This is a genomic window from Sandaracinobacteroides sayramensis, from assembly GCF_022014495.1.
Taxonomy (GTDB): Bacteria; Pseudomonadota; Alphaproteobacteria; order Sphingomonadales; family Sphingomonadaceae; genus Sandaracinobacteroides; species Sandaracinobacteroides sayramense.
The window spans coordinates 19,706-42,406 of the sequence record NZ_JAKLSQ010000013.1 but is presented as its reverse complement, the minus strand read 5'-3'; the positions used below and the strand labels follow the sequence as shown (position 1 = coordinate 42,406).

Here is a 22,701-nt window from a genome sequence, read left to right as displayed (position 1 = left end):
ATTGGAAGCGGGAAAAGCCATTTCGTCGCGGATTTTCCCGCACCGGCCGAAAGTCGTCAAAGCAGGCGGGCGCCGAGTGGCACATCTCCGACCGGCGCGCACAGCACGACATGGCCATCGGCGTCGTGGAAGCCGGTGACGAGGCATTCCGAGCGGATCGGGCCGATCTGCTTCGGCGGGAAATTGACCACCCCCACCACCAGCCGGCCGATAAGGTCCGCCGGCTGGTAGAGATGGGTGATCTGGGCGCTGGATTTGCGGACGCCGATTTCCGGGCCGAAATCCACTTGCAGGATGTAGGCCGGCTTGCGCGCCTCCGGGAAGGGCTCGGCGCTGAGGATACGGCCCGCCCGGATGTCGACCTTCAGGAAATCGTCGAAATCGATCACTCGACGGTGACCGACTTGGCGAGGTTCCTCGGCTGGTCGACGTCCGTGCCCTTCAGCACCGCCACATGATAGGCGAGAAGCTGGATGGGGATGGCATAGACCAGCGGCGCGATCAGCGGATGCACTTCAGGCATTTCCAGCGTGGCGAGGCAGCCTTCGCCGGCGAGTTCGATCCCGGCCTTGTCGGAAATCAGAATCACCTTTCCGCCGCGCGCCCGCACCTCCTGCATGTTGGAGGCGGTCTTTTCGAAATAGGGGCCGGAGGGGGCCAGCACGATCACCGGAACCTCTTCGTCGATCAGGGCGATCGGGCCGTGCTTCATTTCACCCGCCGCATAACCTTCGGCGTGGATATAGCTGATTTCCTTCAGCTTCAGCGCACCTTCCAGGGCCATCGGGAAGTCCGGGCCGCGGCCAAGGTAGAGCACGTCCCGCGCTTTCGCGACCAACGGGGCTATGGCCAGCACAGCCTCGTCATGGTCCAGCGCGGCGTTCATCGCGGCCGGGGCCTCGGCGAGCTGGCCGACGATCTCGCGCTCGTCCTCGGCCGTCAGACGGTCGCGGACGCGGGCTAGATTGGCGGCGAGCGCCGCCAGCACGGCAAGCTGGCAGGTGAAGGCCTTGGTGGAGGCGACGCCGATTTCCGGCCCGGCGTGGGTGGGAAGCAGCAGGTCCGCCTCGCGCGCCATGGAACTGGTGGGCACGTTCACCACCACGGCGATCTTCTGCCCCTCTTTGCGGGCGTGGCGCAGCGCCGCCAGCGTGTCGGCCGTTTCGCCCGACTGGCTGATGAAGAGCGCCAGCCCGCCCGGCTCCAGCACCGGCTCGCGGTAGCGGAATTCCGAGGCGAAATCGATTTCCACCGGGATTCGCGCGAACTTCTCCAGCCAGTAGCTGGCGACCATCCCGGCGTAATAGCTGGTGCCGCAGGCGACGATCTGCACCCGCTTCACGCCGGAGAAGTCGAAATCGGGGATCGGCAGCGCCACTTCGCCGGCCAGCGGCTTCAGATAGGATTGCAGCGTCTGAGCGACCACCAGCGGCTGCTCGTGGATCTCCTTCTGCATGAAGTGGCGGTAATTGCCCTTTTCGTTCACCACCGCCGACACGCCCGACGACACCACCGGGCGGGTGACGGGGTTATTCTCGCGGTCGAACACCTCGACCGACTGGCGGCGGACGACGACCCAGTCGCCTTCCTCCAGATAGGCGATGCGTTGGGTGAGGCCGGCGAGCGCCAGCGCGTCGGAGCCGAGGTAATTCTCGCCCTCGCCATAGCCGACCGTCAGCGGCGCGCCGAGGCGGGCGCCGATCAGCAGGTCGGGCTCGTTGCGGAAGAGGAGGGCGAGGGCGAAGGCGCCGTGCAGGCGGGGGAGGACGGCGGCGACCGCTTCCACCGGGCTTTTGCCCGATTCCAGCTCGCGCGCGACCAGATGGCCGACCACTTCCGTGTCCGTCTGCGACAGGAACTTGCGGCCTTCGGCCTGCAACTCGTCGCGCAGCGGCTTGAAATTCTCAATGATGCCGTTGTGCACCACCGCCACGTCGCCGACGATGTGCGGGTGGGCATTGTCTTCCGTGGGGGCGCCGTGCGTCGCCCAGCGGGTGTGGGCGATGCCGGACCGGCCCTTCAGCGGCTCGGCGTCGAGCCTGGCGGCGAGGTTCTTCAGCTTGCCTTCGGCGCGGCGGCGTTCGAAGCCACCATCGACCACGGTGCAGATGCCGGCGGAATCATAGCCGCGATATTCCAGCCGCTTCAGACCGTCCAGAAGCTCTCGGGCGACGTCTGACTGCCCCAGGATACCGACAATGCCGCACATCTAACGCTTGTCCTTTCTGGCCTGCATCTGGGCGCGGAAGCGCGCGGCCCAGCCGGGTTTCGACTCCTGTGGCGCCCGCACCAGCGTCAGCGAATCCGTTTCCACGTCTTTCGTGACGGCGCTGCCGGCGCCGACGATGGCGCCGGCGCCGATGTTCACCGGCGCGACCAGCGACGAGTTGGAGCCGATGAAGGCGCCTTCGCCGATCACCGTGCGATATTTCAGGAAGCCGTCGTAATTGCAGGTGATGGTGCCGGCGCCGATGTTCGCCTTGGCGCCGATCTCGGCGTCGCCCAGATAGCTGAGATGGTTGGCCTTGGCGCCCGCGCCCAGCACCGCCTTCTTGGTCTCGACGAAATTGCCGACCTTCGCGCCCTGGTGCAGCACTGTGCCGGGCCGCAGCCGGGCATAGGGGCCGACTTCGCAGCCCGAGGCGACTTCGGCGCCTTCGAGATGCGAGAAGGCGCGGATGGTGGCGCCGGCGGCGATGCGCACACCGGGGCCGAAGACCACATGGGGCTCCACCAGCGTGTCGGCGCCGATTTCCGTGTCGTGCGAGAAGAAGACGCTTTCCGGCGCCACCAGCGTGACACCGAGGGCCATCAGATTCTGCCGGTAGCGGGCCTGGAACAGCCCTTCCGCCACGGCCAGCTCGTTGCGGCTGTTGACGCCGATCACTTCCTCGGGGCTGCCTTCCAGCACCACGGCGCGCCTGCCGGATTCACGGGCCAGCGCGATGAGGTCGGTCAGATAATATTCGCCGGCGGCGTTGTCGTTGCGGAGCGCGCGCAGCCACCCGCCCAGATGCTCGGAGCGGACCGCCATCAGGCCGCTGTTGCAGAGCCGGACCTGAAGTTCCTCGGCGCTCGCATCCTTGGCTTCGACGATCCGGTGCATCGTGCCGTCTGCGTCGGCGATCACCCGGCCGTAGGCGCCGGGGGTGTCGGTGCGGAAGGCGAGTACGGCGATGTCCGGCCCGCCGGGCCGGTCCACCGCTTCCAGCAGCCGCTTCATCGTGGCCGGGGTGAGCAGCGGCACGTCGCCGAAGAGGATCAGCGTGGTGCCGGCGAAATCGGGCATGGCGTCCACCGCCTGCAGCACGGCGTGGCCGGTGCCGAGCTGCGGCTGCTGCACCACCAGTTCCGCGCCGGTGCCCGTGAGCGCGGCCTGCAATTGCTCGGCCCGGTCGCCGACGACGACCAAGGTGCGCTGCGGCAGCAGTTCGCCGAGCGAGGACATCAGGTGCATCAGCATCGGCCGGCCGCCGATCGGGTGCAGCACCTTGTGCGTTTCAGATTTCATGCGCGTGCCCTTGCCGGCGGCGAGGATCACGGCGGCGACGGGGGAGGCAAGGGATTCGGCCATGGCGCCGCACCTGCCACAGCCCTTGCCCGGAGGAAAGCCGGGAAGGGGCATGGCTTGCCATTTGCAAGCCCGGCGCAGGCGGCTAGGAGCGGCGCCATGGCCTTCGATACCATCATCTTCGATCTGGACGGAACGCTGGTCGACACCGCCGACGACCTGACCGCCAGCCTCAACCACGCGCTCCGGACGCTCGGCCGCCCGGTGATCGACCCGGATGGCGTGCGGGCCATGGTGGGGCATGGCGCGCGCAAGCTGCTGGAGCGCGGGCTGGCGGCGACCGGCGAGATGACTCCGGAACTGGTGGAGGCCGGCGTCAGACCTTTCCTGGAGCATTATGGCGCGAACATCGCCGTTCACAGCCGGCCCTTCGACGCCGTGGAAGGGGTGCTGGACGAACTGGAGGGGCGGGGGCTGAAGCTGGCCATCTGCACCAACAAGCCGGTGGCGCTGGCGGAGTCGCTGGTGGCGGAACTGGGCTGGGGCGGCCGCTTCCGCGCCTTGCTGGGGGCCGATTCCCGGCCCTGGCGCAAGCCAGACCCCCGGCATCTGCGCGAGACGCTGGCCGAAGCCGGCGGCGAGCGGGCCGTCTTCGTGGGCGACAGCAAGACCGATGCCGACACGGCGCTGGCGGCCGGTGTGCCGCTGGTGCTGGTGAGCTTCGGCTATTCGACCGAGCCGGTGGAGTCGCTGGGGGCGGACGAGCTGATCGGCCATTATTCCGAGCTGCTGCCGGCGCTGGGGCGCATTCAAGCGGGGTTCAACGCCGGCGCGCAAAAGAGCGGGGCATGACAAGCCTTTCCCGCCGGCTGCTGCTGGCCCTTGGCGCGGCTGCGCTGATTTTCTCGCCCGCGGTCGCCGCCACCGAGCTGAAGGATGTGGAGCGCGCGCTTTCCGCGACCACCAGCCTCACCGCCGATTTCCGCCAGACAGCCGCCGACGGGCGGGTAGCGAGCGGCCGGATGCAGTTGAAGCGTCCGGGGCGGATTCGCTTCGATTACGGCAATGACGCGCGGCATTTGGTGGTGGCCGACGGGCAATTGCTGAGCTTCGTGGATTACAAGGTCTCGCAAGTCTCGCAATGGCCGATTCGCTCGACTCCGCTGGGTGTGCTGCTGGACCCGAAGGCCGATCTTTCGCGAATCGCGCGCGTGCTTCCGGCCGGGGAATCGCCCGTGCCCGGCCAGATCGCGGTGGAGGCGCAGGACCCGAAGCGGCCGGATTTCGGCAGGATCCTGTTTTTCCTGAAGCCGGATGGACAGGCGCCGGGCGGCCTCAGCCTGACCGGCTGGCGCGTGACCGATGCGCAGAACAATCTGACGGTGGTAGAATTGCGCAACATGCAGTTCAATCCGCCGGTCGCGGATTCGGCCTTTCGCTTCCGCGATCCGCGTCCAGCGCGTTCGAGAATTCCCGGAAAGACCAACTGACGGCTCAAACCGGGCGATTCACCACCAATCCGGTGCCTATCGGCCTCGGGAAACCGGGAAATACGTTGACAGAATCAGGCCGTGGACAGAATGTGAAATTGTTCAGGCGCCCGCAAGGTTCAACTTGCTACTGTCTGGATGTTGGTGAGGTCGACCATCGGGATTTGCCCCCTGTTGCCCGGTTGTCTGACGCGCCATCTGCGTGACGAACGCATAAAACGGCCCCCGCTCCATGCCCCCGGAGCGGGGGCCAACTTGTTTCCGGGCTATTACGCTATGTCTCTCTTGCCCTGTCTCTCCCGTAGGAGGCTGGCGGTTTCGCCTTACCCGCGTTTTATTCCGCGCCACATTTGCCACTAGGTCGATTTGAATTGGCGGTGCGCCATTCTGCCAATTCCCGTCACCCCGGGCTTGACCCGGGGTCCAGCTTTCCTGACGGCCCGGCCGTGTGCAAAAGAAGGCTGGACCCCGGGTCAAGCCCGGGGTGACGCAGTGGCTGATTCTGATCGAACCGATCCAATGCTCCATTTTGCGGTTTGTCTGTTTGCTACGGGACGTATTTGAGACGTGACGCGCGGGCGTGGGCATTCTATCTCCCGCGCCATGCCCATCCGTATCGCAAGCTGGAACATCAACAGCGTTCGCGCCCGGCCGCATCTGATCGAGCGGCTGCTGGACACCACTTCCGTAGACATTCTGTGCCTGCAGGAAACCAAGTGCGAGGACAACAGCTTTCCCGCCGCCGCCTTCGACGGGCTTGGTTTCCGCCACCGCCTGCTGGCCGGCCAGCGCATGCACCATGGCGTGGCCATCCTGTCCCGCCTGCCGCTGGAGCCGGCCTATCGCCACGACTGGCAGGCGAACGGCGAGGCCCGGCACATCGCCGCGCGGCTTCCGAACGGCGTGGTGCTGCACAATGTCTATGTGCCGGCGGGCGGCGACATCCCGGACCGCGCCTTCAACCCGAAGTTCGGGCAGAAGCTGAACTTCCTGCAGCGCATGACGGACTGGTCCGGCACGCTGAAGGAGCCTTCGATCCTGCTGGGCGATTTCAACATCGCGCCGCACCCCGAGGATGTGTGGAACCACAAGGCGCTGCTGGACGTGGTGAGCCACACGCCGATCGAGGTGGAGACGCTGGAGCAGTTGCAGAAGAGCCATGACTGGGTCGATCTCGGCCGGCATTTCGTGCCGCGCCCGGAAAAGCTGTTCACCTGGTGGAGCTACCGCGCGCAGGACTGGCTCGCTTCCAACCGCGGGCGGCGGCTGGACCATATATGGGTGTCGCCCGAGCTTTTCGGGACGGCGCGCGCGCTGGAGACGCTGGTGCCCGCACGCGGCTGGGATCGCCCTTCCGACCATGTGCCGCTGATCGCCGAGTTCGACTTGTGAGCGACGCCGGCAGCGACATCGCCCTCGCGCGTGCCCTGGACGATCTCAGGCGCGGGGAAATCGTGCGCGTGGTGGACGGGGCGGTGGCGCTGGACATCCTGGCCGCCGAACTGGCGACAGCCGACAGCCTCGCGCGGCTGGAGCGGGAAGGGCGGGCGGATCTTCTGCTCACGCCGGAGCGGGCGGCGACGCTGAACATCCTGAACCAACGCCCGGCGGCGGGCACCGAGGTGGTCGTCATCCACCGCATGCCCTGGCACGATCTGCTGTCCAGCATCGCGACGGCCGACCCGGTCGACGATCTCGATACCCCTTTCAAAGGCCCGTTTCCGACCCGTGAACCGGGGCATGCCACCAGGGCTGCGACCGCGGCTTTGCATCTTGCCAAGCGGGCGGCGCTGCTGCCGGCATTGTTCGCGGTGGAGACGAGCGGGCAGGCCGATCATCTGCGGGCTGACGCCGGGGCGATCCTGGCCTGGCGCCGGGCGCCGCGTCTGCACATCGTCAGCCGTGCCCGCCTGCCGCTGGAAGGGGCGGAGGATACCGAAGTGGTGGCCTTCCGCCCGAGCGACGGCGGCCCGGAGCATCTGGCGCTGCTGATCGGCAAGGCCGGTGACGAACCGCTGATCCGGTTGCACAGCGCCTGCCTGACCGGCGATGTGCTGGGCAGCCTGAAATGCGATTGCGGCCCGCAATTGCGGGCGGCCGTGCGCCGGATTGCCGAAGAGGGGGGCATCCTTCTCTATCTGCAGCAGGAGGGCAGGGGAATCGGGCTGCTGAACAAGCTGCGCGCCTACCAGTTGCAGGATCAGGGCTTCGACACGGTGGACGCCAATCTGCGGCTGGGCTTCGGCGAGGACGAGCGGGATTTCGATCTGGCCGGCGCCATGCTGAAGGCGCTGGGGGTTTCGCGCGTGCGGCTGCTTTCGAACAATCCCGCGAAGGCCGAGGCGCTGGTCGGGCAGGGGGTGGAGGTGGTGGAGCTTGTTCCGCACCAGTTCGGGGAAAACCCCCACAATGCGCATTATCTGGCCACCAAGCGCGATCGGCAGGGCCACAGGCTTTCATGATCCGGGTGGACAGCACGCGCCGCGAACTGTGGTTCGAGGGGCGCGGCATTCCCTGTGCGATCGGCAAGAGCGGCGCGGTGCCGGAGGCCGCCAAGCGCGAAGGGGATGGTGCCAGTCCGCTTGGGCGTTACGCGCTGCTGGGGGCTCTGTTGCGGCCCGACAGGGTGCGGGCGCCGGCCATGGATTTGCCCTGGCGCTCGATGCGCCCCTGGGATGGCTGGTGCGACGCGCCGGCCGATCCGCTCTACAACCGCCCGGTGGCGCATCCCTGGCGCAGCAGCGCCGAGCGCTTGTGGCGCGACGACCATGTCTATGATGTGATCGTGGTGCTGAACCACAACAGCGCCCCGGTCGTGCCGGGCGCGGGCAGCGCGATCTTCTGGCACCTGACATCGCCGGACCGCAGCCCGACGGAGGGCTGCATCGCGATCGATGCCGCGCGGATGCTGGAAATGCTGCCGAAGCTGAAGGCCGGCATGCCCTTCGAAATAGGCTGATCTAGAGCCGAGGATATGGGGTGGAGGCAGCCCGATGTTCTTTGACGGGCAGGCGATGCGAATCTTGACTTTCAGCCTTCAAGCCCGCACTAGCCCGCTTCCGCGCTGCACCCGTAGCTCAGCTGGATAGAGCGCTGCCCTCCGAAGGCTACGGTCCCTCGTCAAAGCAAGATTTTTGTATAGATTTTTCCGTGGGTTGAAAGAGTGAAGAAAGGCCGGGCGAACTAAACTCACCAAAATCTCACCACGGATTCCGGGATCAGATTGACCCGGCCCGATCGATTTCATAGGGCTTTTAGCCTCAAGCACCCGTAGCTCAGCTGGATAGAGTGACGCCCTCCGAAGGCGTAGGTCGCAGGTTCGAATCCTGCCGGGTGCGCCAAAATCTCCATAAATATTAGTGACTTACGCAGGGGTCCAGATCGGCCCAAGCGTAGCTGCATTCTGAAAAACTCACCAAGCGAATCCTAGTTTCTCAGCCATGTATCTGAATTCCAACGGTTTTCCTGGCGTCGGGTTCTCACCACAGTGCTGTGAGCAAAAATCCAGGGTTCAAAACAGAGGCGCGTGGCTGGGACACAATAGGTCTGTCTGCCTTGAGGTCGGAGTAGCAGCGACGTCGGGCGGGGCGCGGGACCACGATTGGCTAGTACAGCCGCTCGCCATCAAGGGCCCTGTGATGCCGGGCTACTGATGTTAACGGCGGCCAGCCTCCTTCGCGGCTTTGACGTCCGCGACGCACCAGCCACGCGCGCAGGCTCTTCACAACCGGCGCCGACACGCGCGACAACGGTATCAGCCACATCGGAAGGACGATGCCAGTATCAGGACGCCAGCTCTGCGCCGTCCTCCGGTAGCCTTGGTCAAGGCAGCGCAAAGTCCGCCGCAGGACAACGCAATTCTCACATTCTGCGCTGCCGGGTAACATCGTTGCATGGCTATGACTGAACCCGTCTCCGCCCTCACAGCAAGGCGGGCATTGCGCAACACGACAAAACTCATGATAAGTCCTGCGGCACATTTGCTAATGTGAACGATTCGCATTTAAAGTATGATAAGGTGGTGGGCGATTGGCAATCGCACGGGTGATGTACCCCAGGATACTTTAGAACTTCAAGCAAAGCTCGGGAACAGGGCATGACAGTGGCCCCCGCAGTCGGGCGTCAGTTGCGACCTGCGGCCTTGGGAAAGGAGAACAGGAATGATAATTAGCAAGCACAATCTCGCGGCGTATCCGAAGCAAGGTCTCGGTCGTAGGGCGTTCGGCCTATCACTGGCGGCAGCGCTCGCCTTCGGGCTTTGCGTGTCGGGGCCGACGAGGGCGCAACCGCAGGCGGATAACTCTCCCGCCTGGAACGAAACGTCCCATGGCTGGCGTTGGCATGTCGAATCAATCGCTTCGGCTGTGAACGATGGATTCCAGCTCGCGCTGGATCCGCATGCGGGCCTAGTCTACGTGGTGGACGCCGCGTGGCGCGCGGAAGAACGCGATCCGGAGGGTCGTGTCTGGGTGGTTCGCACTGCCAGCGGGAAGCTGGTCGTCTTTAATTCTTCCGATAGATCGCTGGTGGGAGTGCATTCATATCTGGACCTCACCCGCAGCGACGGTTCGGGCACCGAGCGGGTGCCACTGGACTGGGCCTCTGTGACGGATCCAGCCGTGTCCCAGCAGACGTCAATGCGCACGACCTTCTCGCCCTATGGCGTCGCCATTGACAGCCAGACATTCGCATCCGATGGCAAACCTGATGCAACCATCGTCACGACAGCCGTTCGCGGTCGCGATCCGGCGTACGGCCATGGTGGCCACCTCGTGATCTACCGGGCGTCGCAGGGTGCACCTACTGACGCCGATCGGGTATGGCAGCTGCCCGATGGTAGCCCGGCGTTCGCGGGCATGCGCCGAGTGGTGGTCAATTCACGGACGCACAAAGCCTATGTAACCAACATGGGAGGCAGCAGCCTTCCCGGCTACATCGCTGTCGTGGATCTACCCTCAAAGACCGTTGAAGCCCGCGTGCCGCTCCCCGCTGAAGGCGGCGTGATCGGGGTCACCATCGACGAGGATCATAATCTCGTCTACGTCGGCTCGTTGAGAACCCCGAAGCTACATGTTTTCGATGCAGATGCGGTGAATACCTCAGATGCCACCAGCCTGACACTTAATGCGGATCTGATGCGTACCCTGGATCAGGATGTCGGCAGCAACGCCCGACCGGAATATGATCCTGTGACGAAGCGGGTCTATGTCGCTTCCTTTGGCAGCCCGAGCGGCCGAATTTCCGCGATCGATGCCAATCCCGCGAGTGCAAGTTACGGCGAGGTACTGGCGTCCGTCGAGGCGGGCCAGACCAACGCACTGACTATAGATGGTCAGCGAGGCCTGGTGTTCTCGGCCAACCTTGGTGATCGGGAAGTGGCCGTGCATGATGCGAACAGCCTTGCGTTACTGCTGCGCATCCCGACTTCGGGGCAGCCCGTCAACACCGCAATCGATCCGCAGACAGGTGATGTCTGGGTCGCAAATCGCGGGGACGCCGGCAAGGTGGATGTGATCCGCTTGCGGGCACCTAGTAAATGACAATCCGGGCGCCAGAGGCCGGTGTCCCACGCTTTGGCGCCTGACCAGCTTGTCCATGAGTTTTCCGCATACGGACCCGGCTACCCATGGATAGGCCGCGCACATGGGTGATCGATGCCTTTCGTGTGCCCCATTTCGCCGAGTTTGGGCTGCTCATTGCTCCGAATCCGGCAAATCGCAAATCATGGGGTGATTAACGACGACGCTATCTCTGACATAGCGCATAACATCGTCCGCTTTCATCTGGGCAGATCGCACTGCTCACGCGAACCATCGAGCATCTGCGCGTCAACTGCCTCCGGCGCCGGTGCTTGACAACGCTACGCGTCGGCCCTGCCCAGTGCCTTTGGTTAGCCCGGAGACGGCAGGCTCAATCATGGCCTGTGCGCAGGATATGAAAACTTTCCAGCGGGTGAAAGTTCGCCGCCTGGCCCGCGTGTGTGGCTCACAGCGATCTGCACACAGAAGAGTCCGACCCAAGCCGGTCGCCATGTATTGCGACATTACCGCGCCAGATACGTCGGCAGCTTACCGTCGCTACGGGCACCAGTAGTATAAGGCGCCCCGTGGGGCATGATCTTTGTCTTCTTGATCCCATTTAGATGTCTTCTGCGACCTAGCAACGCGTTGCGCAAAGGATCGGATGGGACTATGGAAAGCCATGGCCGTAAGAAAATCGTCCTGGCTGTCGCTCTACGCCGTGATTGCACTGCTGTTCGCGGTCTTTGTCGCGCCTGCCGTCGATGCGGCAGCCTGCGCATCGGAAGGTCCGATAGCAGCCGCGCATATGGTGACCGACCAGGTCGAAGTTGACAATGCCAGCAGCGGTGATTCCGAGGAACGTGGCGGCAATCATGGGGTCTGTTCGCACGGTCATTGCCACCACGGCAGCGTAGGTCGGATCAGCTCCGGAACCGACACTTTCAGCATCACGCTAAGCGAAGATCGAACGCCGTTCGTGGACGATGCACTGCCCTCCTACGCCTCCGAAGGTCTGAAGCGCCCTCCAAAGGCCTGATCGCGAGACCGCGCCGTCGCGGGCGCATTTCGCGTTTCAGACCATTGGATGATGACCCATGCCTATTTTCCATCGCCAGCGGCCGCGTCTTGCGGCCAGCTGCGCTCTCGTCGCCGTGTTGGCGGCGTTCTCCAGCCCTGCCTGGGCTGATCCCTCGCCGACCTACGCCCAGCTCCTGGCTCGGCTCGACCAGACCCCGGTCGCGACCGAGGCTCGCGCCCTTGAGGAGGCCGCCGAGGCGCGGGTCCGTCAGGCGCGGGTGCGGCCCAATCCGACTGTCTCCCTCGAGGCGGAGAACATGCTGGGTTCCGGCCCCTTCTCCGGCTTCGGCGCCGCCGACACCACCTTGTCGGTCAGCCAGGACCTTGAACTCTTTGGCCGGCGCGGAGCGCGTATCGACGCCGCCCGGGCGGACGCGAACACTGCCGCCCTGCGGCGCAACCTTGCGAATGTGGACGCCGCCGGCCGGCTCGCGCTCGTCTATGCCGAAGCGGAGGCCGCCCAGCGCCGCGCGGACCTTGCGGACGAGACCCTCACCCTCACCTTGGCCGATACACGCGCCGCCCTTGTTCTCGTCGAGGAAGGTCGCGAACCGCTGCTGCGCGGCATCCAGGGCGAAAGCGAAGCGGCAGCGGCACGGGCCGCGGCGGACGAAGCCCAGGCCGAACGGGACGCCGCCTTCGCCCGCCTGACCGCCGTCGCCCAGCTTCCCGCGCCCGTGACCTCCGTCCCGGCCAGCCTGCTGGATCGGCCCCCGGTCTCGGCCCCCAGCGCGAGCGAGGGGCCGCCGGCGCTCCGTGTCGCGGAAGCCGAACGCGAGGCGGCCGAACGCCGCATCGCTGTCGAGCGGGTTCGGGCGCGCCCCGACATCAGCGCCACTGTGGGCGTGCGCCGCTTCGAGGCGGAAAACGCCAACGCCTTCCTCTTCGGGCTGAGCATGCCCCTGCCGCTGTTCGACCGGAACCGGGGCAACATCGACGCTGCCCGCGCAGAATATAACGCGGCCGAGGCCCGGCTTGCCGGTGCCCGCCTGGATGCCCAGGCGGACCGCGCTGCGGCCGAGGCGCGTCTGGCCGCCTCCGCCAGCCGGGTCAGGGCGGCTGACGCCGGCGTCTCGTCGGCCGAGGAGGCCTATCAGCTCTCGCGCATCGGCTTCGAGGCCGGTCGTATTTCGCAGCTCGAACTTCGCGCCACCCGTAACGCGCTCGTCAGCGCCAGAACCGCCGCCGTGGACGCCCGCCTCGCGCGCGTCCGGGCCGAGATCGACCTCGCGCGCCAGGACGGCCGCGCCCCCTTCGAAGGACCTCAATGATGCGCAAGCGCATGACCGACAAACCCGTGCTGATCGGCGGCGCCGCCGCTCTCGCGCTCGCCGTCGCCATCGGGGGCTATTTCGTCCTGACCCCAGACGGACCTGAGACCGCCCAGGTTGAAGCCCCCCACAGTGAAGGGGATGGCCACGCGCGCTCTGAAGGCGAAGCCGGACACGAGGAAGAGGAAGTCCGCGAGGGCTTCGTCGCCCTCGACGCCGAGCAGATCCAGGCCGCCGGCATCACCGTTGTCGCCCTGGGGCGCGGCGGCGGCGCGGAGACACAGCTATCCGGCCGGGTCGAACCGATGGTCGATTCCCGCGCCGCGGTCGCGGCCGCCGTGGGGGGGGGCGTCGAGCGGGGCCTCGTCGCGCAGCGCCAATCGGTGCGGGCCGGCCAGGCCCTCGCCACCCTGGTCAGCGGTGACGCCGCCACCTTCCGGGCGGACGCCGATGCGGCGGCCGCCGGCGCCGAAGCCGCGCGCCTCGCTTATCAGCGCAACCGCAACCTCGCCGACCAGGGCATCGTCGCCCGTCAGGAGGTCGAGGCGTCCCGGGCGCAGGCGCTGACCGCCGAGGCCAACATGCGAGCGGCGCGGGCGCGCTCCGCCGCCGCCGGTTCGCCCAACGCATCCGGGCGCCTCAGCGTCACCAGCCCGATCTCGGGCGTGGTGACCTCGGTGCAGGTCGGCCCGGGAGGCTTTGTGCCCCAGGGCGGCGTCGTCGCGGAAGTTACCAACCCTGCTCGTGTCGAGCTGGTGTTCAACGCCCCGCCCGCGCTCGCGGCCCAGGTTCGCGCCGGCTCGCCGCTACGCGTCACCGGCCCGGCCGGAGAGTTCGACGCGGTGGTGACCGGCGTGGCCGCCGGCGCGGCCGCGCAAAGCGGCGCCACGCTCATTCGGGCGCGTCCGTCGGGCGCCGTCCTGCCGCCAGCCGGCTCCGCGGTCACCGGCGCTATCGTCACCGGCGATGCGCAAGGGGCGCTCACCGTGCCCAGCGACGCGGTCCAGACGGTCGAGGGGGCCACGGTCGTCTTCGTCCAGGTTCCGGGCGGCTTCCATGCGACGCCGGTCCTTGCCGGCCGGCAGGCGGGCGGGCGCACGGAGATCGTCCGGGGCCTCACGGGAAGCGAACGCATCGCCGGAACCGGCGCCTTCCTGCTCAAGGCCGAACTGGCCAAGGGCGAAGCCGAACACGCGCACTGAGGGAGGCTGGAATCATGTTCAAATTCATCATCGAGGCTTCCGTCCGCTTCCGCTGGGCTGTCGTCGCCATCACGATCCTGATCGCCGCTATCGGCCTCTACAATCTGACCCGGCTTCCGATCGACGCCGTGCCGGACATCACCAACCGGCAGGTCCAGATCACCACCGTCGCTCCGGCGCTGGCGCCCGAACAGATCGAGCGCCAGGTCACCTATCCGATCGAGACCGCCATGGCCGGCATTCCCGGCCTGACCTCGACCCGGTCGCTGAGCCGCAACGGCTTCAGCCAGGTGACGGTGATCTTCACCGACCGAACCGACATCTACTTCGCCCGCCAGCAGGTGGCCGAGCGACTGGCCGCCGCGCGTGAGACCATGCCGGATGACGTGGAGCCCGCCATGTCTCCGATCACCACGGGGCTGGGTGAAGTGCTGATGTGGACGGTCGACTATGTGCCGTTCGACAGCCAGAACCTCGCGCGTCCCGGCCAGCCAGGATGGCAGGCTGGCGGCGCCTATTTGACGCCAGAAGGCGAGTTGCTGACCACGCCCGAGGCCCGGGCGACCTATCTGCGCACCGTCCAGGACTGGATCATCGCGCCGCAGATGCGCACCGCTGCCGGTCTGGCCGGCGTCGATACGGTCGGCGGCTATGTGAAGGAATATGCGGTCCGCCCCGATCCGGCGCGCCTCGCGGCCTATGGGCTGAGCCTCGGCGATCTGGTTCAGGCGCTCGACCGGGCCAATAATCAGACGGGCGCTGGCTATATCCGCCGCGCGGGCGAAGCCTTGACCGTGCGCACCGACGCGCTGGCCTCCACCGTCGAGGATCTGGCTCAGGCGCCCGTCGTCAATCGCGGCGGCCTGGTGGTGCGCGTCGCCGACGTGGCGACTGTCGAGATCGGCCAGGCGCCGCGCCTTGGCGGCGCCACTCGCGACGGGCATGAGGCGGTGCTCGGCACAGCGCTGATGATCGCGGGCGGCAACAGCCGCACCGTCGCCCAGGCAGCTGGCGAACGGCTGGAGGAAATCCGGCCCACCCTGCCGCCGGGCATCGAGGCGGTGACGGTCCTCGACCGCAGCGCGCTCGTCAACGCCACCATCGGGACTGTAGCCAAAAACTTGACCGAGGGCGCGCTGCTGGTGATCGCGGTGCTGTTCCTACTGCTCGGTAACTTCCGCGCGGCGGCGATCACCGCGCTGATGATCCCGATCAGCTTCCTGTTCGCGGTCATCGGCATGAACCGGTTCGGCATCAGCGGCAATCTGATGAGCCTCGGCGCGCTCGACTTCGGCCTGCTGGTCGACGGCGCGGTGATCGTCGTCGAGAGCACGCTCTTGATGCTGTCCCAGAAGCGCATCGAACTGAACCGGGCGCTGACCCGGATCGAACGGCTTCAGGTCGCGGCGGCCGCGGCCCGGAAGATGGTGCGCCCCGCCGCCTTTGGCCAGCTCATCATCCTGCTGGTGTTCACCCCGCTGCTGCTGCTCGAAGGGGTAGAGGGCAAGACTTTCATCCCGATGGCGGCGACGGTCATGCTGGCGCTGGCCGGCGCCTTCATCTTCTCCTTTACCTTCGTGCCCGCCATGGCGGCCCTCTTGGTGCGCGAACCCAAGACGATCCATGTCGATGCGGAGGGACGGGCAGAGGAGCATGAAACCCGGCTGCTGCGCTGGGTGCGTCGCCGAATCGAACCCATTATCCGGCGCGGGGTGGCCCGCCCGCGAACGGTGGCGGTCTCGGCCGTCGCCGCCCTAGTGGTCGGCGTCCTCGCCTTCTCCACCCTCGGGCGCGAGTTCACGCCCACCCTCGACGAAGGCGATATCGCCATGCAGTCGCTGCGCGTTCCCTCCACCTCTCTTGAGCAGTCTCTGGCCATGCAGATGGCGCTCGAACGCGCGATCACCGCACAGCCGGAGATCGAGACGATGTTCTCGCGCACCGGCACGGCGGAGGCGGCGGTCGATCCCATGCCGCCGAACATCTCCGACGCGGTCATCATCCTCAAGGACAAGGGCGACTGGCCCGACCCCGGCCTGACCAAGGAGGCTCTGATCGAACGGATCGAGGGTCTGGCCGCGCGCCAGATCGGCAATGCCTTCGAGTTCAGCCAGCCGATCGAGCTGCGCTTCAACGAACTGATCTCGGGCGTGCGCACCGACCTTGCGGTCATGGTCTATGGCGAAGACTTTGCCGCGCTGAACGAGGTCGCCGATCAGGTGGCGAACGCCCTGCGCCAGACCGAGGGCGCCGCCGATGTGCGCGTGGAGCAGACTACGGGTCTGCCAACGCTCACCGTCAGTGTCGATCGCTTCGCCGCCGCCAACTACGGCCTTGCGGCGGCCGATGTCTCCGAGGCGGTCTCCACCGCAATCGGCGGGACAGAGGCCGGCCAGATCTTCGAGGGCGACCGCCGCTTCGATGTCATGGTCCGTCTGCCCGACGCCCTGCGCGACGATCCGGCGGCGCTCGCGGCCCTGCCGGTCGTCTCGCCTTCGGGGATCACCGTACCGCTATCGTCGGTGGCCCGCATCCAGGTGTCGGAAGGCGCCAACCAGATCAGCCGCAACGACGGCAGCCGCCGCGTCGTGGTGCAGGCCAATGTCCGTGGTCGTGACCTGGGCGGCTTTGTCGCCGATGCGCAGAAACAGGTGGCAGAGATCGCGCTGCCGACCGGCGTGCGGCTCGACTGGGGCGGCCAGTTCGAGAATCTTGAGCGAGCCGAGCAACGCCTGGGCCTGGTGGTGCCGCTGGTATTCGTGATGATCGGAGGATTGCTGTTCATGGCACTCGGCTCGTTCAGGGAGGCCGGACTGGTGTTCGCCTGCGTGCCGCTTGCGCTGGTCGGTGGTGCACTTGCGCTGTTGCTGAGGGGCATGCCCTTCTCGGTCTCGGCGGCGGTGGGGTTCATCGCCGTCTCCGGCGTCGCGACCCTGAACGGGCTCGTGCTGATGCAGGCGATTCGCGAACGGATCGATGGCGGGCTGCCACCGCATGAAGCTGCGATCCAGGGCGCGTCCAGCCGCATGCGCGCGGTGCTGACCACGGCGCTGGTCGCGATCGTCGGCTTCATCCCCATGGCGCTTGCCTATGGAGCCGGCGCGGAAGTGCAGAAGCCGCTCGCAACCGTCGTGATCGGCGGACTAATAACTGCTACGGCATTGACGCTCATGGTATTGCCGACCTTCGCTGCTCGGATCATGCAGCCAAGAAAAGCAGAGATAGAAGCATGAGTTGCTGTCACGGATCGTTACAGATTGAGAAACGCACGCTGCTAGTCGTCCTTTTCCTCAACGCGGGTCTGTTCGTGATGCTCGGAATCGGCGGCCTCGCCGCCGATTCCAGCGCCCTCATCGCCAATGCGCTGGACAATGCGTCTGACGCGCTCGTCTATCTGGTCAGCTTCCTCGCCATCGGCCGTGCGATGATCTGGAAACAACGGGCGGCGCGGCTCTCCGGGGTACTGCTACTGATCTTCGCCGTGGTCGTGTTGATCGACGCCGGACGGCGCTGGTGGTTCGGCGCGGAGCCGATCGGCCTTACCATGATGGCGCTCGCGGTCATTGCGGCGGTCGTGAACCTGATCTGCCTTCTGCTGATCCAGCGTCAGCACAGCGAGGATGTGAACATGAGGGCGGCCGAGACATTCAGCTTCAACGACTTCGCATCCAACGGCGGGATCCTCGTTGCTGGCGGCCTCGTCATGTGGCTGGACCAGGCTTGGCCCGACCTCGTGGTCGGCGTCCTCGTCGCCGCCATCGCCGTCAAGGGCGGCGTCGATATCCTTCGCGATGCCGCCCACCCGGAACCGGCCGAGCGAGACGCGACATGAATCGGCGGGGTCGGCAGCGGTCTCCGCAGCGGGCGCGGGATCGCGCCGCGATGGCTATGGTGTCAGCAGGAGGTCGCGCGATGTCCGAAGCCTTTTCCTGCCGACAGGAGATCCGGCCATGAAGCGTTCCCAGCCGGCGACCGTCATCGCAGCCGTCATCTTCGTCCTCGCCCTGCTGCTCGGCATGGCCGCGCGCGCCCTGTGGATCGAGTGGGGCCATCACGGCAGCGCGCATGCGCCGCCGACGGCGTCTGATAGGCCGCCACCCTGACCCGGCCGCCGCCCGCCGCCGCCCGCCGCCGCGAACACATCCTCCGCCCCGGAGCCCCGACATGTCCGACACGATGAAACTCGACCTTCCGATCCTCTTGCCCGGCGCGCCCGACGCCTCGGACGCTTGTGTCGGGCGGCTCATCTCCCTGCTCCGCGACGAACCGGGCGTCTCCGAGGTCCATGTGGTCGAGGACGCCGCCGCCTCGCGCCTGTGCATCCACTATGATCCCGACCGGCTCACCCTCGCCGAGGTCCGCCGCCGGGCGCGGGCGGCCGGCGCCGAGATCACCGGACGCTACGGCCACCTGGTGGGCTGGCTCGACGGCGTGCGTCATGCCCGGCACGCCCGGACGATCGAGGCGGTCCTGGCCGAGCATCCCGGCGTGCTGGAGGCCGTGGTCGACCCGTCTGGCGCCGTGCGCCTGGAGTTTGAGCGCGACCGTCTGGACCGCGCCGAGATTGACCGCCTGCTCGCGGTCCACAAGCTGGGCTTCTCCGACACGCCGCTCGCGCGAACGACGGCCGCGACGCCCGAGCGCAAGGATGCACGCAAGCATGCGCATGCGCCCGGAGAGGATCACGACCATGGCCACGGTCCTGATGACGGGCACGGTCACGCCCATGGCGGCTTCCTCGGGCCCAACACCGAGCTCATCTTCGCGCTGACCAGCGGTGCGGCCCTGGCCTTTGGTTTCCTCCTCGAATGGCTGGCGCCCGACCTGCCCGCCTGGCTCCCGCTCGCCCTATATCTCACGGCCTACGGGTTCGGCGGCTTCTTCACCGTCGGCGAGGCCATCGAGAATCTGCGGCGCAAGCGGTTCGAGATCGACACCCTGATGCTGGTCGCCGCCGCCGGTGCGGCGGCGTTGGGCGCCTGGGCGGAAGGCGCGCTGCTGCTGTTTCTGTTCAGCCTCGGCCACGCGCTGGAGCACTACGCCATGGGACGCGCCAAGCGCGCCATCGAGGCGTTGGCCGAACTCGCCCCGCGCACAGCCCATGTCCGCCGCGACGGCCAGGTGGTCGAACTCCCGGTCGAGGACCTGGTGGTCGGCGATATCGTGATCGTCCGGCCCAACGAGCGCCTGCCCGCCGACGGCTTCGTGGTCGCCGGGTCGACCAGCATCAACCAGGCGCCGGTCACCGGCGAGAGCATGCCGATCGACAAGCAGGCCGTCAGCGACCCCGGGGAGGCGCGCGCCCGTCCGGCCTCGATTGGGGCGGCGTCGGTTGTTTTCGCCGGCACGATCAACGGGTCCGGCGCGATCGAAATCGAGACCACCCGCAAGTCCAGCGACACCACCTTGGCCAAGGTCGTGCGCATGGTCAGCGAGGCCGAGACCCAGAAATCCCCGACCCAACGGTTTACCGACAGGTTCGAGCGCATCTTCGTGCCGCTGGTCCTGGCGCTGGCCTTCGTCCTGCTGTTCGCCTGGGTCGTCGTCGACGAACCGTTCCGCGACAGCTTCTACCGCGCCATGGCGGTGCTGGTCGCCGCCAGCCCCTGCGCGCTCGCCATCGCCACGCCAAGCGCCGTCCTGTCCGGCGTGGCCCGCGCCGCCCGCGCGGGCGTTCTGATCAAAGGCGGGGCGCCGCTGGAGAATCTGGGCTCGCTGGACGCCATTGCCTTCGACAAGACCGGCACCCTGACAGAGGGCCAGCCGCGCATCACCGATGTCGCCGTGTTAGATGGCGTGGAAGAGGCCGAGCTGTTGTCGGTCGCCGTCGCGGTGGAGCGGCTGAGCGACCACCCGCTGGCGGCGGCGATCTCCCGAGACGGCGCCGAGCGGCTCAAGGGCGCGTCGATTCCTCAAGCTTCGGCTCTTCAAAGCCTCACCGGCAAGGGTGTAACAGCGCAGCTGGGCGGCGAGCCCGTCTGGATCGGCAAGCCCGAGATGTTCGGCGCGGATGGCCTGGCTCCGCTAACCGGCGAAGCGGCGGCGGCGGTGACCCGGCTGCGGGATCAAGGCCGGACGCTGATGGTGGTGCGAAAAGGAAACCGCGACCTGGGCGTGATCGGGTTGCTCGACACACCCCGCGCGGCTGCAAGACCCGCCCTTGAGGTGCTGCGTGCGCTCGGCGTCAAGCGCATGATCATGATATCCGGCGATCACCAGAAGGCGGCCGAGGCCATTGCCGGCCAGGTCGGCCTTACCGAAGCCTGGGGCGACCTTATGCCCGAGGACAAGGTCGACGCGATCAAGAAGCTGCGCGCCGAAGCGAAGGTGGCTATGGTCGGCGACGGCGTGAACGACGCACCGGCCATGGCCACCGCGACTGTGGGCGTGGCGATGGGCGCCGCCGGCTCCGATGTCGCTCTGGAGACCGCCGATGTGGCCCTCATGGGCGACGACCTGTCGCAGCTGCCATTCACCGTCGGGCTTAGCCGGCAGACGCGGCGCATCATCCTGCAAAACCTGGTGGTCAGCCTCGGGATCGTGGCCTTCCTCGTGCCGGCGACCGTCCTTGGTCTCGGGATCGGCCCGGCCGTGGCGCTGCATGAAGGCTCCACCCTCCTGGTGGTGTTCAACGCCCTGCGCCTTCTCGGCTACCGTGACCGCGCGCACCCGTGAACGTGGCGGCGTCCGGCCTGCCATCGGAAATCGCCGTGCCTGCCGCCTTCTTCGCGGTGATCCAGATGATTACCTCACCGATCGCGGCAAAGATGTTGGCTTCGAGGGGCGCGCCGGCGCAGCTATCCGAAACCGTGCTCGACCTTCTCGATCGCACGCCGGTGAGCTTCACAAAGGAAGCTGGCGAGGTCGTGAGACTCTGAAGGGCCCCGGGGCAGCTCACCAAGGCGGGAGTTCTCGCACAGCCCGCCCGCAACGCCTCCGTGAGAGTGAGAGGAAGGCCGGGATTTCGCGACGGGTTGAGCGTCTGGAGAGAGGCTCCAGATCAATCCGTCGCGGAGATATGCGATGGCACGTTCATTCCCTAGGCGGCGCGCAGCGAGCGACCGGCCGACATTCTAAGCGATGGTCCCGCTGAGGGAACTGCCGAGACAATATCCTGTGCCTGCGCCACGGAGACGCAAGACGCGGCAGCCAGCAAAGCTGCAAACATTCTGTGCATGTTGATTTTTCAGATTGAAACGAATCAGGCTCGCCGCCTCGCATTGCGAGGCTCAGACGACCCGCTTACAGATCAATCAGGCGTTGGGAGGTCGTAACGCGGGGTCGATTGACCATCGCGCAAAGGCATCGGAAGCCGGAAAACGGAACCCGGACGACGCCTCATCCATAACGGTCTGGGATGGGCCGGAAACAGGGGCAACAAGGCAATGGCCATGGCAACTGCCATGATGGTGCGGCACCCCCCTATCGGAGTCGCCAGGTGACTGGTCCGCGTCGCCTTCGGTATGAAGTTCGCCCGAACAGTCGAGCGTTCCGGCGATTGAAAGCTCGCTGGCATGCACCGTCGTCGACACAACCAGTGACGTCATCAGAAGGCAAAAAAGGAGTAGGCTCCGGCGCAGCATGGATCTCCCATAGCCGTTGATACCCTTTCTGTCATCTGAAAGCCTGGACCGCAACCGTGACGTGTTGCCCCGATTGGCCATTTTTGTTCTGCAGCCCAAAGCTTTCTTCCAACGGTTTGGGCTGTTGCTGTTCCCGATCATTCTCATGCGCGGCCGACCTGTGCGAGTTCTCGCCGCGCATCGTGTATGATCGACCAGGCAGATTGCAGGAACAGTGCTGCGACTATGAACGCCACGAGCAGATCGGGCCAGGCCGTGTCTAGCCACCAGACAAGGCCGGCCGCAGCGACCACCGCGAGATTTCCGATCGCATCGTTGCGCGAGAACAACCACACGGCTCGCACGTTGGCATCGCCCTTCCTGTGCGGGATCAGCACTACGGCTGCGAGAATGTTTACGACGCAAGCCGCCAGCGCAAATCCAGCCATCAGCAAAGTTTGCGGCTCATATTCGACAAACACGCGATAAACAGTGGAGCCGATGACGCCGAAGCCAAGCAGAGCCAGGAAAATGCCTTGTAGCAGCGCTGCCCGGGCACGCGCCACTAGACCCCATCCGATTGCAATTAGCCCCAGGAAAGAAATGAGACCATCGCCAATGAAGTCGAGAGCATCTGCCTGCAAGGCTTGAGATCCAGCCAGGAAACTCCCTGCAATCTGCACCACGCCATAGCCTGCGTTGAGCAGCACGACGATCCACAAGGCGCGCTTGTAAGCGGGATTGACATGCGACAGATCGGGAATTTGGCTATCATCCTCCCCCTGAGCAGTGCCGAGACGATCGAGTTGATAACCAAGGCTCTGCACCGATGCCTCCAGCTGACGCAGATTCTTTGCCGGATCATTGATATCGAGGGTCATGACCTGGGTAGCGATCGACACGCTAACATCCCGGACGCCTTCGACCTTACGCGCCGTGCCCTCGATCTTCGCGGCGCAGGACGAACAATCCATGCCAGTGACGGCATAGCGGATTAGGTCGGCGTTGGTCCTCATGGCTTCCTCGATTCTCTGTTCTGAGGGTGCTACAATCTGTAGCGACTACA

Annotated in this window: 19 protein-coding genes and 1 tRNA gene; 15 read left to right on the top strand and 5 right to left on the bottom strand. The window is 66.2% G+C overall.

The window, feature by feature from the left end; all coding sequences use genetic code 11:
• Positions 1–56: 56 nt before the first annotated feature.
• Genes L6Q21_RS10940 through glmU form a run of 3 tightly spaced genes read right to left on the bottom strand, consistent with a single transcriptional unit; the run spans position 57 to position 3,574 of the window.
• Entirely contained in the window at positions 57–389 is a 333-nt protein-coding gene (locus L6Q21_RS10940) for a tRNA-binding protein (protein WP_237830794.1), read from the bottom strand.
• Positions 386–2,209 (bottom strand): glutamine--fructose-6-phosphate transaminase (isomerizing), encoded by a 1,824-nt coding sequence (gene glmS, locus L6Q21_RS10935; protein ID WP_237830793.1) that lies wholly within the window; start codon positions 2,207–2,209, stop codon positions 386–388. The genes L6Q21_RS10940 and glmS overlap by 4 nt, the downstream gene beginning before the upstream one ends.
• Complete coding sequence (glmU, locus tag L6Q21_RS10930; protein WP_237830792.1) at positions 2,210–3,574, bottom strand: bifunctional UDP-N-acetylglucosamine diphosphorylase/glucosamine-1-phosphate N-acetyltransferase GlmU; 1,365 nt, start codon at positions 3,572–3,574, stop codon at positions 2,210–2,212.
• A gap of 96 nt (positions 3,575–3,670) precedes the next feature.
• Here glmU and L6Q21_RS10925 point away from each other — a divergent pair, with 96 nt between their 5' ends.
• The 15 genes from L6Q21_RS10925 (at position 3,671) to L6Q21_RS10855 (ending at position 20,951) form a co-directional block, all read left to right on the top strand.
• Complete coding sequence (locus L6Q21_RS10925; protein ID WP_237830791.1) at positions 3,671–4,363, top strand: HAD family hydrolase; 693 nt, start codon at positions 3,671–3,673, stop codon at positions 4,361–4,363.
• The gene (locus L6Q21_RS10920) at positions 4,360–5,001 is read left to right on the top strand and encodes a LolA family protein (protein ID WP_237830790.1); all 642 of its coding nucleotides are present in this window, start codon (positions 4,360–4,362) and stop codon (positions 4,999–5,001) included. Before L6Q21_RS10925 ends, L6Q21_RS10920 begins: the two co-directional genes overlap by 4 nt.
• Before the next feature lie 603 nt (positions 5,002–5,604).
• Positions 5,605–6,393 (top strand): exodeoxyribonuclease III, encoded by a 789-nt coding sequence (locus tag L6Q21_RS10915; protein WP_237830789.1) that lies wholly within the window; start codon positions 5,605–5,607, stop codon positions 6,391–6,393.
• Positions 6,390–7,463: a GTP cyclohydrolase II gene (gene ribA, locus L6Q21_RS10910; protein ID WP_237830788.1), complete on the top strand. Its 1,074-nt coding sequence runs from the start codon at positions 6,390–6,392 to the stop codon at positions 7,461–7,463. The genes L6Q21_RS10915 and ribA overlap by 4 nt, the downstream gene beginning before the upstream one ends.
• Positions 7,460–7,960, top strand: coding sequence for a L,D-transpeptidase family protein (locus tag L6Q21_RS10905; protein WP_237830787.1), 501 nt, complete (start codon positions 7,460–7,462; stop codon positions 7,958–7,960). The genes ribA and L6Q21_RS10905 overlap by 4 nt, the downstream gene beginning before the upstream one ends.
• A gap of 305 nt (positions 7,961–8,265) precedes the next feature.
• Positions 8,266–8,342: transfer RNA gene (locus L6Q21_RS10900), tRNA-Arg, on the top strand.
• A gap of 819 nt (positions 8,343–9,161) precedes the next feature.
• On the top strand, positions 9,162–10,541 hold the full coding sequence (locus tag L6Q21_RS10895) for a YncE family protein (RefSeq protein ID WP_237830786.1): 1,380 nt from the start codon (positions 9,162–9,164) through the stop codon (positions 10,539–10,541).
• A 643-nt stretch (positions 10,542–11,184) separates the two neighbouring features.
• A complete protein-coding gene (locus L6Q21_RS10890) occupies positions 11,185–11,559 on the top strand; it encodes a hypothetical protein (RefSeq protein ID WP_237830785.1) in 375 nt (124 codons plus the stop codon).
• 115 nt (positions 11,560–11,674) lie between these two features.
• Positions 11,675–12,871, top strand: coding sequence for a TolC family protein (locus L6Q21_RS10885; protein ID WP_237830784.1), 1,197 nt, complete (start codon positions 11,675–11,677; stop codon positions 12,869–12,871).
• Positions 12,868–14,073: an efflux RND transporter periplasmic adaptor subunit gene (locus L6Q21_RS10880; RefSeq protein ID WP_237830783.1), complete on the top strand. Its 1,206-nt coding sequence runs from the start codon at positions 12,868–12,870 to the stop codon at positions 14,071–14,073. Before L6Q21_RS10885 ends, L6Q21_RS10880 begins: the two co-directional genes overlap by 4 nt.
• A gap of 14 nt (positions 14,074–14,087) precedes the next feature.
• The gene (locus L6Q21_RS10875; protein ID WP_237830782.1) at positions 14,088–17,306 is read left to right on the top strand and encodes an efflux RND transporter permease subunit; all 3,219 of its coding nucleotides are present in this window, start codon (positions 14,088–14,090) and stop codon (positions 17,304–17,306) included.
• Positions 17,303–17,905 (top strand): cation efflux transmembrane domain-containing protein, encoded by a 603-nt coding sequence (locus L6Q21_RS10870; RefSeq protein ID WP_237830781.1) that lies wholly within the window; start codon positions 17,303–17,305, stop codon positions 17,903–17,905. The genes L6Q21_RS10875 and L6Q21_RS10870 overlap by 4 nt, the downstream gene beginning before the upstream one ends.
• 118 nt (positions 17,906–18,023) lie before the next feature.
• On the top strand, positions 18,024–18,176 hold the full coding sequence (locus tag L6Q21_RS10865) for a hypothetical protein (RefSeq protein ID WP_237830780.1): 153 nt from the start codon (positions 18,024–18,026) through the stop codon (positions 18,174–18,176).
• Between the two features lie 61 nt (positions 18,177–18,237).
• Positions 18,238–20,748 carry a heavy metal translocating P-type ATPase gene (locus L6Q21_RS10860; RefSeq protein WP_237830779.1) on the top strand — a complete coding sequence of 837 codons (2,511 nt, stop codon included), beginning with the start codon at positions 18,238–18,240 and terminating at the stop codon, positions 20,746–20,748.
• Positions 20,745–20,951, top strand: a complete 207-nt coding sequence (locus L6Q21_RS10855; RefSeq protein ID WP_237830778.1) for a hypothetical protein — start codon at positions 20,745–20,747, stop codon at positions 20,949–20,951. Before L6Q21_RS10860 ends, L6Q21_RS10855 begins: the two co-directional genes overlap by 4 nt.
• A gap of 375 nt (positions 20,952–21,326) precedes the next feature.
• Here L6Q21_RS10855 and L6Q21_RS10850 read toward each other — a convergent pair whose 3' ends face one another.
• Positions 21,327–21,620 (bottom strand): hypothetical protein, encoded by a 294-nt coding sequence (locus L6Q21_RS10850; protein WP_237830777.1) that lies wholly within the window; start codon positions 21,618–21,620, stop codon positions 21,327–21,329.
• 179 nt (positions 21,621–21,799) lie between these two features.
• Positions 21,800–22,651 carry a cation efflux transmembrane domain-containing protein gene (locus L6Q21_RS10845; protein ID WP_336246241.1) on the bottom strand — a complete coding sequence of 284 codons (852 nt, stop codon included), beginning with the start codon at positions 22,649–22,651 and terminating at the stop codon, positions 21,800–21,802.
• Positions 22,652–22,701 lie beyond the last annotated feature (50 nt).